At 48.8% G+C, this 13,700-nt stretch carries 11 protein-coding genes and 1 pseudogene; 5 read left to right on the top strand and 7 right to left on the bottom strand.

Translation table 11 applies throughout. The features are described from left to right. Positions 1 to 116: 116 nt before the first annotated feature. The 6 genes from OKC43_RS21195 to OKC43_RS21175 form a co-directional block, all read right to left on the bottom strand. On the bottom strand, positions 117 to 542 hold the full coding sequence (locus OKC43_RS21195; protein ID WP_052815457.1) for a DUF2787 domain-containing protein: 426 nt from the start codon (positions 540 to 542) through the stop codon (positions 117 to 119). Between the two features lie 38 nt (positions 543 to 580). Continuing rightward, a complete protein-coding gene (locus OKC43_RS21760; protein WP_429070689.1) occupies positions 581 to 1,129 on the bottom strand; it encodes a lecithin retinol acyltransferase family protein in 549 nt (182 codons plus the stop codon). A gap of 211 nt (positions 1,130 to 1,340) precedes the next feature. Further along, positions 1,341 to 2,279: a recombination directionality factor gene (locus OKC43_RS21190; protein ID WP_113070554.1), complete on the bottom strand. Its 939-nt coding sequence runs from the start codon at positions 2,277 to 2,279 to the stop codon at positions 1,341 to 1,343. Further along, positions 2,276 to 3,277, bottom strand: a complete 1,002-nt coding sequence (locus OKC43_RS21185; RefSeq protein ID WP_265467500.1) for a YqaJ viral recombinase family nuclease — start codon at positions 3,275 to 3,277, stop codon at positions 2,276 to 2,278. Before OKC43_RS21185 ends, OKC43_RS21190 begins: the two co-directional genes overlap by 4 nt. Before the next feature lie 95 nt (positions 3,278 to 3,372). Then, entirely contained in the window at positions 3,373 to 4,326 is a 954-nt protein-coding gene (locus tag OKC43_RS21180) for a DUF932 domain-containing protein (protein WP_099992311.1), read from the bottom strand. Between the two features lie 455 nt (positions 4,327 to 4,781). Then, positions 4,782 to 6,854 (bottom strand): hypothetical protein, encoded by a 2,073-nt coding sequence (locus tag OKC43_RS21175; protein ID WP_270660726.1) that lies wholly within the window; start codon positions 6,852 to 6,854, stop codon positions 4,782 to 4,784. A 100-nt stretch (positions 6,855 to 6,954) separates the two neighbouring features. Between OKC43_RS21175 and OKC43_RS21170 the strand changes: the two genes are divergently transcribed. The 5 genes and pseudogenes from OKC43_RS21170 to OKC43_RS21150 form a co-directional block, all read left to right on the top strand. Continuing rightward, the gene (locus OKC43_RS21170) at positions 6,955 to 7,203 is read left to right on the top strand and encodes a helix-turn-helix transcriptional regulator (protein WP_101618033.1); all 249 of its coding nucleotides are present in this window, start codon (positions 6,955 to 6,957) and stop codon (positions 7,201 to 7,203) included. Then, entirely contained in the window at positions 7,181 to 8,764 is a 1,584-nt protein-coding gene (locus OKC43_RS21165) for a YfjI family protein (protein ID WP_257692789.1), read from the top strand. Before OKC43_RS21170 ends, OKC43_RS21165 begins: the two co-directional genes overlap by 23 nt. 450 nt (positions 8,765 to 9,214) lie before the next feature. Next, complete coding sequence (locus tag OKC43_RS21160; RefSeq protein WP_161494973.1) at positions 9,215 to 9,886, top strand: inovirus Gp2 family protein; 672 nt, start codon at positions 9,215 to 9,217, stop codon at positions 9,884 to 9,886. Positions 9,887 to 9,957: 71 nt separating this feature from the next. Then, positions 9,958 to 10,359, top strand: a complete 402-nt coding sequence (locus OKC43_RS21155) for an H-NS family histone-like protein (RefSeq protein WP_114523237.1) — start codon at positions 9,958 to 9,960, stop codon at positions 10,357 to 10,359. Positions 10,360 to 11,115: 756 nt separating this feature from the next. Further along, positions 11,116 to 11,619, top strand: a pseudogene (locus tag OKC43_RS21150) (tetratricopeptide repeat protein); the annotation flags it as partial. 45 nt (positions 11,620 to 11,664) lie between these two features. On the opposite strand, the gene OKC43_RS21145 reads toward OKC43_RS21150, so the two are convergent. After that, positions 11,665 to 12,873, bottom strand: a complete 1,209-nt coding sequence (locus OKC43_RS21145; protein WP_103859016.1) for a tyrosine-type recombinase/integrase — start codon at positions 12,871 to 12,873, stop codon at positions 11,665 to 11,667. Positions 12,874 to 13,700: the final 827 nt, after the last annotated feature.

Genomic DNA, 13,700 nt, shown 5'->3' with positions numbered 1-13,700 from the left:
GTAGTAACCAGCGCTGGCCACGGTGGCGCGGTTGTATCTTGGCCTTGGCGGCGACCAGTCCCAGCCACTGGCGCGAGGTGTGGGAGAGCGGCAGTTCGTTAGTCATCACACACCTCCTACTCCCCGCTGACCGTGACGCTGAAGCATTCCAACCGGCAGTAGGCAATGAAGTTGCGCTGCCAGATATCGAACAACTCCCGCGCTTCGGTCAATCGCAGCGGCCCCCAGCCCAACATGCTGTGTTCGCCGTCGAGGAAGTTGAAATCAAGCTCTTTGCAGAGCTCTGCATCCTGACCCAAACCCTGGTAGCTAAAGTCGGTGACGTAATCGAACAGCCAGTCGTCGAGGCCGCGCACCAGGCGTATCTCAACCGGGTGAACGCCGCCTTGTTCGGCGCTGTAACCGGGGTTACGGAAGTTGAAGGTCAGCTGGGTACAGCGTCCCAGGTCGAGGTCGGTTCGTTCGGCTTCCTGGCTGAGTAGAGCCAACAGTGCTTGGCAGACAGGCAGGCTGATGCCGTCCCGGTGAAAGGGAATAGTCATGGTAGTGATCCTTGAAAGTGTGAGGTAGCGGCAGTGGCTCAGTCGGTGAGCCAGGACCAGAGGCGGCTTACTGCGTGAGCGGCTAATACGCCGGTTGCCAAGGGGACCCAGCTTGGCGAAGTCAGAGTGATAGCGGAGGTGGCGAGCGTCATGCAATCAGATGCTGTGCGTTCTCGGGTCAACACGGTTGTAGCTGGGGGAATGATAGTAGTCTGTGGAGTACGAAGGGCCGCTTTCGCCACCGCCGTTGCTACCTGACTAACCTGTGTCGAGTGGTGGATACCGTGGATGCACCACATCACGAAGTGTTCACAGTTACTGAACAACACATCGTATCGATGCTCGCCCAGCCGTGTACGGGCACGTTTGAGGCTCGCTGTTCGGTCATACCGCCTGACAGGGCAAAATTTGCACCAGACCGGCTTACCATCGGAAAACGCATCCAGAGAGGTCATCACGATTTCACCGGGTAGGCCGAGATTAGGCCCCTGGTAGTGGATAACGAGGTCGCCCCCGACATAGAGGCCGTGGTGGGTATAACCGAGGCGAGCGGTCACCAGATGATCGCCTGGGGTGAATCGAGACATGAAGTTAACTCCTTGTGGTCAGGCATAAAAACGAAACAGGGCACCTTGTGGGTGCCCTGGAGTCGGTGTGAAAAGATGTATGCGACCCATCCGCGCCCAACCGAGCAGGGTTGAGTCTTGGGGCAGAAGCTAGCCCGGCTGGACAGTGCCGACCGGGTATTGCTGCTTGAGACGTTTGAGCTATTGGTCGAGCGTTTGGCCAAATCCTGAGTTAGAGCGCACCGGGTGCCTGTGCCGCGCCTTTACCCAATTTGTTGGTTAACGGGGATGCCCGAGTTCGCGAACCCTGTGGTCTGGTCTCCGCTTGCGGTGCCGGTTCGGCTGTCGAATGTTCCCCTTCCTCCACCTGAGGGTAAAACTCTTCCAATAGCATTGGCACTTCTTCATCCACGTCCTCGAACTGACCATTACGCAGCAAGGCTCGCGCCACCGCTTCCATCTCGCTGATTGTCAGTCCCGCCTCCTCATCCAGCATCGCTTCCTGCCGTGCCTGACCGACCGCCTCCGTCAGAGTCAGCTCGTCCCGCAGCGTCAAGTCCACGTAGTAGACCGGGGTGCGGTAGGACTGGGTGGTGCTCTTGGCCCGTAGCCGTAAGGTCAGCGGCAGATAACGGGTCAGGCCGCCACTCACCGCCTCGAAGTACTTGAGGCGTGCCGCCAGGGTCCGTACCGAGTTATAGCCTGTGGTACGAAAGATAAAGCTGCCGAGCTCATCCCCCTGCCCCTCCACAAATAGGTTCAGTCGTCCGTACAACTTGCAGCCCTGTTGCTGGCCGTAGGGACAGCGCTCCGGACCGGGGCAACTGACTTCCTCCATCCCTTGCGCCCCCACCCGTTTTGCCACCTCTCCATTGCCGACACAAAGCGGCCGTCCGGTTTGGCGGTCAAAGGCGCTGTACTCTGCCCGCAGGTTCAGATCGCTGTCATTGAACAGCACCCGTACCGGAATGGCGCGGATCTTGGCCTGCTCATGCCCTTGAGCGAACTGTTGATGCAAGGGATGGAGCAACCATCCCCCTTTCTGCTGTACCTGGGTGGTGAGGGTGAAACTGTCGTCCTTCTCCGGTACCCATTTCCCCTCTTTCTGTACCAGCTTGCCAATACAGATCCGCCCAATCACGGGCGGGGTAATCGCCAGTCCTTTGATCATGGTGTGTGTCTCCTGACAGCGTGAACTGCTTGAATGGTGAAACGGCGTGAGCCGGGCACTGGTTTGACATAGTGGCTGAGCAGGTCGGGATGATCCTGCCCGAGCCGTTCCAAGTCCGGGGCCAGCCGATCCTTGCTGCGTTTCCAAGTGATCTTGCCATCGGCAAAGAGTCCTGCCGTAGCCGCTCCCAGCGTGGCCTGTAGCTGCTGCTTGATTTGTGATTCGCGTAGTTCCACTTCCTCTTTGTGTTCGCGCAGATGCAGCAACTCCCCGAACAGCTGATTGAACTCGGGCGAATCGGAGAGATCGACGGTCTCCCCATCATCACGAGGAAATAGCCAGGCCAGCGCCGAGCCAGCATCCTCGGAGCCATCGGGCTCGGGCTGTAGGCCACTGGTGACCTGATGCCAGAACTGCACTTCCCGTTCGGTGAGATCCCGGATCTTCTCCTCATCACGATCGATGCGATAAATCCGAAAATCCTGACCACCGATCAGCACCGCAACTTCCGCCCAGGCATGACCGGTGACGGCTAGCTGATGCAGTACCTGACACTGGTAGGCGACCGGTACGCCTTCCTCCCATTGCGGGGCACTGTGATAGCTGGCGGTCTTGATTTCGAGGATGCCGGGGCCGTCGGGGTGGCCCACCACCTCCCGGTCGAGATTAGCGAGCATAAACAGATGCTCGGGGTGCTGGAGCACGGCATTGACCCGACGCACCCGGTAGCCGGTGCGCTTGGTGTAGACCTGTGCCAACACCGGCTCCAGTTCGATACCCCACAGTACAGCCTCTTTATGGGAGATATCTTCCGGCTCCTTGCGACCAGTCTTCTCCAACCACAGCGACAGCGGGCATCTATAGGGTGAGAGGCCGACCGCCACGGCGGCATCGGACGAGCCGATCCCCAGCTTGCGGATCGCCAGCCACTGTTCGCGAGGGAGGTCGGTGGTGGAGGCTAAACGGGTGGCCTGACCGTATTTGGCTTTTGCTTTCATCATTGCTCCTTGTCGGAGGCATAAACGTTCCCGCCCGGCCTGATGGCCGGGTAGGGGTCTATAACGGGAATATGAAATAAAACGGAGAGCGGTGATTACTGCAGCAGAGTAAGGGCCTGATTGAGGGCCTGAGACTTTAGCTGAGCCCCCTGACCGAACCAGGCAGAATCGAGGCGATAATCCTGGCTGCGAGCTCGGCGATGGTGGTCCACATATTCCGTGACGGCATTGACCAGCCCCCAGGCAGTATTGCGAGAGCTGACTAACTCAGAGCCCATGCCTGCGCCCTGATACAACTCGTGAAGCTGTTGGACGGGTCGGGTGAGGATGATTTTATTATCGGCATCCAGCGGTTGAGTCAACAAATCGCTAAAGAAGCGCAACGCTTCTTCTGGTGCGACGGGACGTGCAGCTAATGCCTTGGTCTGGGTCTTGAACTCATCCCAATGAGCAATTCCCAACCCCAATTCCTCTTTGACGATAGCGGGGTCAAATGTCGTCGAGTGGGAGACCTTGACCGCACCGGAGCTATTACGCAGCGCCATCTGTAAGGTGTTATTACAAACCACTCGCAGCGAGGTGAACTGGGCCGTGGTGCAGAGAGTGCCATCGCAGCTGGTAGCCAGCAGGAGGTAGGACTTCACCAAGTCATTGCCTTTGAGTTTCAAGTCTTGGCCGGTACTGGCCAGCGCCCACAACTTTCGACCGCCTTTAAGTGAGCCTGCGGTTTCTAATTCAAAGCCACCGGCCTCCACTAAATCCTGATAGAAGTGCAGCACCTCATGGGGCTGTACCACGTTATAACGCTGGGAGACCACCGAGAGCGGTGCCAGGGTATCGGAACGATAGAGTACCTTACTATCGCCATAGGAGCGGAAATGTAGTGCATCGGAGGCAACGTTAAACATGACATCGCTCTGCTCGATGGTCCAGTCCATACCGGCAGCTTTAAGCCAGATCTCCAAGGATTGTTGTGGGGGCAAGATATTGCCAAGGCCATGCCAAGGGGTATGGCCGGTGTAGGCCATAGTGTCGATGAGGTGTGCCATATATCAATCTCCAATGAAAATGGGACTGCATAGAACAGTCCCAGAGGTAGGTTCACAGAGAGAATATATATCTGAAATTTATTTGAATGGTTGTAATGGAAATGCCAGATAACCGCAACGCACATTATATATAAAGCAAAGCGAGGTGGTGTCGAATGAGGTCGCGTGACGATTTCCAACAACATTTTTAAGACTCATTCGGGCTTGCTATTCTAGATATTCCAGATATTTTTGATATTAGTATCAAACCGTATCTGGAGATACGCATATTGGATAGGTTGGCAAGGGGAGGTGTCATCATGCATCTTAAATGATGCTGTGGGGATTGTGGCGCGGCTATGTGACCGGAGCCTCAATCCATTCTTTAGATACATCGCTCCCTTTTAAAATACATTATAATAAAAATACATGCAAATCATTCAACGAATGGAACTCTAAGCAAAGAGCAAAGGCGTTCACTTACGAGTATGACTAGGTAAGGAGGCCCTATATGCCATAAACAATGATTTTACTATATTATTTTTTTCACCCAATTTAATAAAATTTCTAACTTCATCTCCAGGAACAGTAAACAGCATTACTATACTTACATAGTCTAGGAGGCAGACAGCGAGAGAAGATCCTGTAACGCAGTGGATTAGATTATCCTTTAACTCCGCTCTGGTCACTATTTTGTTTCTAACTAAAAAATTTGCAAAGCTGACAGGATCACTATCATCAATGCTGACCTTATCTAGCCCATTCAATATCTTGCCACATATCGAGTCAAGCCGCTCCAGTATATCATGGCTGATTAATGGAGACCGATAGTTTAGATCCTTAAAATTAACATTCAAAAAGTTATTATCAAGTGTACCTGTAAGCAGGCCGCGCGAAGTAGTATGCCGCGCAATGGTAAAATTATAACAGTAGAGAGCTCGTGCTAAAAATGTATTGTATTGACTGTATTCATTTATGCCAAAAATTATAGAGTGCTTTATATAAATATCCTCTGAAAGCCATGAGCCTAAGTGGCAAGATGGATAGGCTGGGATCAAGATATTACCCTGATGATTTAGCGTGTGATTGACCTGTGGTAGAAGAGAAATGTTTTTTATTGTGGACCGTCTTTGGTTGTACATTAATCCAATTGCAAGCACAGCTAATGCATACTTATTGAACCCAAATAGTGACAAATTGACTTTGTGTAGTTGATTGATTATGTTTAAAGCTTGGTCTGGTAATTCTTTTTGAATAGAGTCGAGTAGTTCTAGAAGTGGCTTATATTGATAAAAATAATTTTGGTATCGATTGTTTTTGTCATTAGCTAGTTCGGCAATTGCAGAAAAAATATTTATATCGAACACAATTGAACTTGTACTGTCAGGAGGAGTGCTTAGGTTATGTTTAAAGCTAAGCCTTCCATTGTTATCAATAATTAATCTATAAAAGTAAAATGGAGGAGGAGGCGTTACCATTTGTGACAAATAACCTAGTTGCTCTTTCAATTTAACCAAACTAGACTCTTTTTTACCAGTATATGTTAATTGCTCTCCAAATAGTGGTGTAATGCAATTAATGATGTTGTCTATTCTCTCTATCTGTTTCTCTTTCACTAGCAACAGCGGTGGACATTCGAGGGTGGCACTAAGTATCTCATCTTCTTCATTAAATGCATTGTAATCAAATCGAAGAGCACATTCCAGGGCGTTGTTTAAATGGTTCAGTAAATGATTAGTACCGTGAGTGAGTTGAATATAAGTGTTGAGGAAATGGTCAAACATACCTGTTTTATTATTTATATCTTGTAAGATGATAACGGCAGTATAAGCAGAAAATATTGAATTGATAATGAAAGAATACTTTATTAAATCATCCGGTGAAAGCCTTTCAGTACAAGCATTAATTATTCTGTTCAAACTCCTGCTGGTTTGATTCCCTTTGTTTTTTTTGGGAAGCTCATCTAAGTAAATAAGTAATTCATGAATGAAATTATCTGCGACTCTAAGACCGGCACTTCTAGACGCCCCCATATCGGGTGAAAAGCAGTTGCCAATATAATCGAGCATGTATTTATGGGCAGATCTTTTCCTAAATACTCTCTGCTCACCATCTTGGGTAACCACGTTATCTGTTCTTAGGATCCTGTCTAGATGATAATAAATAGATTCTTCATTAGCTTGCTCTTTAAAGATTAATATGTCAGCACATATCAGTGGAATCAATGCATTTTTAATGTAAATTATGTATGTGTCGCAAATAGATTCTTGAAGGATAATCTCTTTACTAATTAATGCGCTACAGACATGCTCTAATATATCAATATGATTGGAAAGAATGTTAGGTGGCAAGCTGCTGCCAGCATGTAGGCGTTCACGTATGTTATTTATTTTTGGCAGATAATCATATTCGTTAGGTTTGGTTGGATCATCACTGGGCAAATCCTTGTTAGTGTCCTTACTGGCCTTCTCGGTTGAATGGGTTGGGTAGTTAAGCCCCAAGGTCTTTGCTACAGCGTCGATAAATTCTGTAAAGAAGTGAGTCATCATAATTTTTCCCTTGGGTCTTGGATTTTCCCCCCTAACACGTTACCCCGAGGTCCACCACAATGCGAGCTCATCCAGTCAGACGTTAGAAGGACATCACGTAATGCAAGACGTAATAGACCGCATCATTAGGATGCCGGAGCTCACAAAGATGATTAGCCTCGCTAGATCAACAATTTATGACAAGCTGAACGCCAGGTCTTCCCGGCATGATCCCAGCTTTCCCAAGGCGATAAAACTTGGCAAGTCAGCGATCGGCTGGCGTCAGAGCGAGGTCAATCAATGGATCGCAACCAGGTCACAAAGTAGTCAAACAATGGAGGTCAAAAATGAATCAACACAGAGCCATTGAAGCTGTCATTGAGCGGTTAGATCAGTCCCTTTGGGATACACTGGATGTCGTCGCCTATAAAACAAAGGCCCCGAGATTTATGATCTTGACTCAAATGTTGTCTGTAATGGCTATCGCATCGCAGCAGTTGGTAGATATTAGCCCAAAAAGTGAGATGAAAATACCGGCATCACTTTACACTCTAATTCTAGCTGCTTCTGGCGAGAGAAAAAGCACGGTCGATAAGCTACTGATGAAACCAGTCCGTGAATTTGAAAAATGCTTGGCTGAGCAGGTAGATGCTGCACAGCAGAAATATCAGATCGAACTGGAATTGTGGAATATGAAGGAAAAAGTGTTAAGGAGGGAATTAGGTGAGATGTATAAAAAAGGTGATGAGCAGCCCATTATAATAGAGGCATGGCACACTCACCATTCAAATATGCCTATAGCTCCGTTAGTTAAGAGGATTTTAGCTGAGGATATAACAGTCGCAAAACTGAAGTCGATGTTAGCTGAGAAGAATACGTCATTAGCTCTGGTGTCCGATGAAGCTGGGACACTACTGTCCAGTGACTTGATGAAAGATAATGCATTGTTTAACTCACTATGGTCAGGTCAAACTATACGTGTTGACAGAGCCAATGCCCCTGAAGTTCATATTGAAGGTGCTCGTTTGACTTTGAGCATGCAAATCCAGCCTGATATATATAGAATATTCAGAGATAGTAATGGTGATGCGATGAGAAGCTCTGGATTAGACGCTCGAATTCTACTGTGTGAGCCTGAGTCAGAGATTGGCTATCGTCAAGAAGATAGGGATGATAGCGCATCACTAGATGATAAAATTAAATTAGGTAGATTTAGCTCAAGGATTGATGCATTACTGCAAGAAGGGCTCGAGATGAGAGCACAAGGCAAGGAACGTCATTGCCTGAATTTAACAGAGAGTGCTAAGAAAATTTGGAATGACAAGTTTAATGACATTGAATACGCAATGAGGGGCGGGGAATATTTGGAACACTATAAAGATTTTGGTTCAAAGTTTATGGAGCAGGCTTCGAGAATCGCGGCGGCACTTCATGTGTTTAAAAATAGAGACTACAGAAACGCACTTGTGACTCATGAGACTATGCAGACTGCCATTGAACTGGCTGAAATATATTTGCATCAAGCATTAATAATCTTTAGATCGCCCGAGGCTCGGGAGTTCGTGGACGAGACACATGTGAATAAGTTACTGGAGTGGATTATTCATAACTGGAATAATGAGCTGCTTCTGAAAGGTGACATTAGACGAAGTGGGCCACATTGCGTTCGTAATTTGAATAAGCTAGAAGATGCAATAGAAGTTCTTATTGCTCGAGGAGATATCATTTGCTTTAAAAAGAAACAGTCAATCTATATTTCTTTATCTTGGAAGAAATACCCTAGGCTTGTTAGGCGCTCTTCAGTACGCACTCAAGATAGGATTTATGTTAACGAACTTGTAGAGTATCGTGGAAGACGCCATTTAGGGATACCATCAGTTGAACTTTTTGAAAGACCGTTGATTGACATGAGAAATAAGCTCCGACACTAATGGTTGCACCATTCCCATACATCAAGGTTCAGTATTAACTGATTGCAGTACTCCGCTTAAGTAACTTAAGAGTGTTGTTATATAGGGCGGTATCATAACTGCATCTGAATCAGGAACCCTATGTTTATATTTTAGTATATATGTCCATTTGATTGAGGAGTGTATGGGTTTATTTAAATAAGCCATGATGCGGTATATGTATTATATATAGCAATACATATAGTAATACATACACTCTTATATACATCCATAGCCATGCACACTACTAACGTTCGGCAGCATACGCTATGCAATCTAACGATGAGAGGAGCATGAAGACTACATGCCTCTAAGCATGTACCACTATGGATAGCATCCAGAGCATGGTGTATTTACTTAAGCAAAAAGCACATCTATTTATTTAATTCAATAACTATACCTCCGTGTCTATTCACCAAGGTAGGGACTCCTATGTTGAATCACTTAAAAAATTCAGTATTGAAGATGAAAGCACTTACTAGATTATACACAGATAGTTACGGCCCTATGAATAGTAATTATTTAAGGCGTAGCTTAGATGTTGTGTCAGGTACCTTGGCTAGGTATCCTCGTGTTTATGCTCTGCGTGTGGATCTGCGTTTTGCTAGTGAGTCGCCTGAAGATGATACGGATACGCTGACTTGTTTACAGCGTTCAGATTCATCAGTGATCACTCGCTTTATGGAGTCACTTAAAAGCCAATTACGTGCAGACCATTATCGTCAGAAACGGCGTGGGTCTCCGTCATTACCAACCGTTATCTGGTGTCGGGAGCAGGAGTCATCGGCATCACCTCATTACCACCTGATGCTGCTGTTTAACAAAGATGTTTATGCCTTCTTGGGAGATTATCGGGATTATGATTCCAACAACATGGGGACTCGGATCCAGAAGGCGTGGTGCAGCGCGTTGGGCCTCCCATACCCAGATAATGCAACGCTGGTTAACTTCCCTGTAAATCCACAATACAGGTTTGACCGTAATTCAGCGCGAAACTTAGATGAAAATTTCAGTGCATTTTTATTTCGTATGGCTTATCTGAGTAAACAAAGAACGAAGGTTGCTGATGGACAACGCAACTTCGGTTGCAGTCAAGTACGATAAGACGCTTGAGCACGTCAGTGCTCATTAGTATGCTATAGAACAATCCCTGCATATTTAATTAAAGGATATCTATGAGTGAATTTCTGAAAGTGCTGCTGAACATCCGCAGTCTACGTGCAGCAATGCGTGAGTTGTCTCTGGAACAACTCCAAGAAGCCCACGAGAAGATTGAATCGATTTATCTGGAGCGTTTAGAGCAGGCAGAGAAAGAGCAAGCAGCCAATGCAGAACGTCAGCAAAAGCTGGCTGAGTTCCAAGCGATGTTGGCTCAGGCTGGTATTGACCCGACTGAGTTGGTAGGCAGTGCCCCAGCAGCAGCGACTGCGGCTAAAGCTAAACGAGCACCTCGGCCCCCGAAATACCGTTACGTTGAGAATGGCGTAGAGAAAACCTGGACCGGTCAGGGCCGTACACCCAAGTTCCTGGCTGAACAGCTCGAGCAAGGTCGTCAGCTGGATGACTTCCTCATCTAAATAGACAAGGCCATGCCCTCACGGTGTGGCCTTTCTTTTTACGTGCTTCGTGGCTAATTAGTGCCAGCTCTCGTTGTGACGAACCAGGAATACTAGGTAATGATCTGTCGCATGACAGAGGCCAGCTCTAATGACATTATTCAAAACATCCTTTAGCATGCGCATGATGCTGGCTTAGCTCAGTAGGTCACCAGTTCAATTCCTCTCGTCAGCACTACGATAACCACCGAGTTCCTCATAGCCGATCCTGATGCCAGCCATAAAAGACTTAGACGCAGAGCGTACCGATTTGGATGCGCGATTACGCGAAGCCATTGATAGTTGGGATCCACGTTGCCCCAGGCGCTGGCTAGCTAAATATGGCGGTTGGCGAGTTGAAAAACGATCACTCCTCACACAGCGATATTGTGCGATACGCGACGAAGCCCAAGCCTTGCTGACAAGTAGTTAGCCAGGAAGTTTATTGTGATTACCTGAACAAATTGCTCCATGGGTAGTCCAATGTGCCTACCCATCACCCAGCGTAATGACGGAATTACATGTCTATCAATCCGAATCCACCTTTGCCGCGTTACTTGCAAGTAAGCACATTGGCTGCACGAACAGCCGCGAGCAATCAGCGCCCGTGAAGCCGCAGACGTGTTTGGCGTCTCGCCTTGGTCCATAGAGCGAGATTTTGCCAGGGTTCGAGCGTTGTCCGGGATCGTTGTGTTCGATGAGCAACGAGTACCCAGCAAGGGTGGGCAGCAGTATCTACTGCGGGTGCTGCAGGTAGACCGGAAACAGCAGATCTATTGGTTAGGGAAGGCTGCTGACGGTGGCGTACCCAAGGCGTTGTTCGAGCTGGTGGATTTACAGCATAAATAAGGTGAACTGGCGCAGGCCAGAGCCAGTTATGCCAAGGCCGCCCAACAAGGACACATTCTCGCCCAGTACACCTACGGTGAAATGCTGCGTCTGGGACAAGGGGGAAAAGAGGATTACGCGCTTGCTCTCAAGCAGTATCGCCTAGCGGCCCAGCAGGGCGACCGCCAAGCCCAATACCGAATGGGGACATTGCGTGAGGAAGGCTTGGGGGCACCTCGTAACCGGGTGCATGCTTATGCTTGGCTGTCACTGGCGGCGACAGAAGGAATGCCTGAGGCTGTACGGGCCCGTGATGAACTCGAGGCCGCGATGACCAAGCCGGAAGTCAAACAAGCGCAGAAACTCTCTGAGCACTGGTTTGGCAAGATGTCATCAACGGCTAAGAAAAGCTAAAAAAAAGAACATAGAAGGAAGCGGCCTTGGTGGGCCGCTTCCTTCTTATTCAGTTGGTGAATTACCGGATACAAACTCAGCCCACGCATCCATCATTGGACGCCGCTGATCCAGCAAGTCCGTGCGGTGGTAGGCGGCTTCTACCTTGTTCTGCACTGTGTGAGCTAATGCTCGTTCAGCGAGATCCCGCGCATAGCCCTGCTCGCTGCACCAGTCTCGAAAGCTAGAACGAAAGCCATGAGCAGTGGCCATTCGGCCAGGTGTGCAACTCCCTGCTTTGGCTCTTCTCAGAAACATCGTCAACACTGTGTCTGAGAGCGGTACTTGGTCTCTGGGGGATGGGAATACCAACTCGTCATGTAATCCCCTTAACCCTTTCAGGATTTCGACGGCACGAAGAGATAACGGAACACGATGTTGTTGTTTGGCTTTCATACGCTCGGCAGGCAAAGTCCAGACCCTTGCCTCCAAATCGACTTCTGACCACTTCATGGCTCTGACTTCACCTGAACGGCAAGCAGCCAGGATCAAGAACTCCAGCATGGAGCGGGTTACATCGTACTGTTGCGTTGTTCTCAGATGTTTTTGCACAAATGCAGGGATATCACGCCAAGGCATTGCAGGCTGGTGTTCTACACGCACAGATTTGCTGGGTTGAGCCGGTAATAGGTGGCTTACCACATCCACTGGGTTTGCAGAGGTATAGCCATGGGCCCATGCCCAAGCCATGACTGCGTGTAGCCTCTGTTTAACACGGCTTGCCGTTTCCGGGATCGTCAGCCATATCGGTTGCAAAACGGAAGCGATATGAGCTGGGGTGATGGTATCAATGGAGATAGTGCCAATTGCAGGAAAGGCATACTGTTCCAATGTGGTGATCCATTGCTTGCCGTGTTTTGGGTTCTTCCAACCAGGTAACAAGCTTTCGTAGACGAGTCTGGCGGATGCTTCCAACGTCGGGATCTTCGGCTTGTTCTGCTCCTGCAGCCGGATCTCTAGTGGGTCCAGATTATTCGCCAGCTGTTCCCGCATTGCCTGGGCGTCTCGAGCAGCGTCAGCGATAGAGATCTCGGGGTAAGTCCCGAGGCCAGCGTTACGTCGTTTCTTCGTCAGTGGGCTGACATAGCGGAACACCCACTTTCCTCTGCCCTTGATGGTAGAGGGGTGTAGCGTCAACCCGGTGACGCCACCATGAGCAAGGGGCTTATCTTCAGGCTTGATGTTGCGGGCTTTGGTATCGGTGAGGATTGCCATCAGGTAACCTCCTTGAGAATTGAATATGCCACTCAGTATGCCACCAAGCATGCGCAGTGGTAATATGTGATTGGGATGGATTGGACTGTGTTTGTTTCTAATATACTGATAGTAAATGGCTTGCTGGATTGGTGTGGAGTTGATTGGACTTAATTACGGCGGGCACCTCCTCCGCCATTTATACCGAGCCCATGCAACCACGTTGCGTGGGCTTTTTATTTGCCTGCGATTTGCCACTCCTCATAGAGCTCAACACATTAGCCTTCTTCAGCCCCCCATTAATTTTCCCACCTGCAGGCTCAAAAGCCACCACAAGATCCCCTATCAACATCGAACCTCTGCGTTCCTGCGGGTATCCCTTCCCAATTCCTTATTACCCCAAACAACAACGACCAACGCAGCGACCACAGCTTCAACATGTTGGCACCGCCAATAACCCCTCTTCGGAATAACGTCAGGGCCGGCTAACACAGTCTTAGAAAAGCAGGGACTATGGAGCCGCGGCTTAAAAAGAGGGAGCAGCTAACTCAGGAAGCAGAGATCCCAAGCAAGAGATCATGACGTGTAGGCGATCATGGGATTCACGGGTTATGGCGATGCTGCCATACAGAGCAATGGCTTTACATGAAGAAAGAGTAAAAGCGTAACATCAGGCTATTCGTTGAACAGAAAGACAACAGCGAGTAACAATAAAAACAGAAGAAAGGAATAAGTCAGGTCAAATATCAGACAATTCAATAAATCGCAGGTAATAAAAAACCCCGCTCGATGAGCGGGGTTTCTTGTATTGGGTGCCTGGCAGTGTCCTACTCTCGCATGGCGAATGC

It is taken from the genome of Aeromonas sp. Y289-2, from assembly GCF_027705925.1.
GTDB classification, from domain to species: Bacteria; Pseudomonadota; Gammaproteobacteria; order Enterobacterales; family Aeromonadaceae; genus Aeromonas; species Aeromonas veronii.
Note: the sequence above shows the minus strand (reverse complement) of the source record. Positions and strands in the feature narration are given on the sequence as shown.

What these genes read in the sequence shown, in the direction of transcription:
- OKC43_RS21195 (WP_052815457.1), bottom strand. Translation starts at nt 542, where the DNA reads ATGACTATTCCCTTTCACCGGGACGGCATCAGCCTGCCTGTCTGCCAA.
- OKC43_RS21760 (WP_429070689.1), bottom strand. Translation starts at nt 1,129, where the DNA reads ATGTCTCGATTCACCCCAGGCGATCATCTGGTGACCGCTCGCCTCGGT.
- OKC43_RS21190 (WP_113070554.1), bottom strand. Translation starts at nt 2,279, where the DNA reads ATGATCAAAGGACTGGCGATTACCCCGCCCGTGATTGGGCGGATCTGT.
- OKC43_RS21185 (WP_265467500.1), bottom strand. Translation starts at nt 3,277, where the DNA reads ATGAAAGCAAAAGCCAAATACGGTCAGGCCACCCGTTTAGCCTCCACC.
- OKC43_RS21180 (WP_099992311.1), bottom strand. Translation starts at nt 4,326, where the DNA reads ATGGCACACCTCATCGACACTATGGCCTACACCGGCCATACCCCTTGG.
- OKC43_RS21175 (WP_270660726.1), bottom strand. Translation starts at nt 6,854, where the DNA reads ATGATGACTCACTTCTTTACAGAATTTATCGACGCTGTAGCAAAGACC.
- OKC43_RS21170 (WP_101618033.1), top strand. Translation starts at nt 6,955, where the DNA reads ATGCAAGACGTAATAGACCGCATCATTAGGATGCCGGAGCTCACAAAG.
- OKC43_RS21165 (WP_257692789.1), top strand. Translation starts at nt 7,181, where the DNA reads ATGAATCAACACAGAGCCATTGAAGCTGTCATTGAGCGGTTAGATCAG.
- OKC43_RS21160 (WP_161494973.1), top strand. Translation starts at nt 9,215, where the DNA reads ATGTTGAATCACTTAAAAAATTCAGTATTGAAGATGAAAGCACTTACT.
- OKC43_RS21155 (WP_114523237.1), top strand. Translation starts at nt 9,958, where the DNA reads ATGAGTGAATTTCTGAAAGTGCTGCTGAACATCCGCAGTCTACGTGCA.
- OKC43_RS21145 (WP_103859016.1), bottom strand. Translation starts at nt 12,873, where the DNA reads ATGGCAATCCTCACCGATACCAAAGCCCGCAACATCAAGCCTGAAGAT.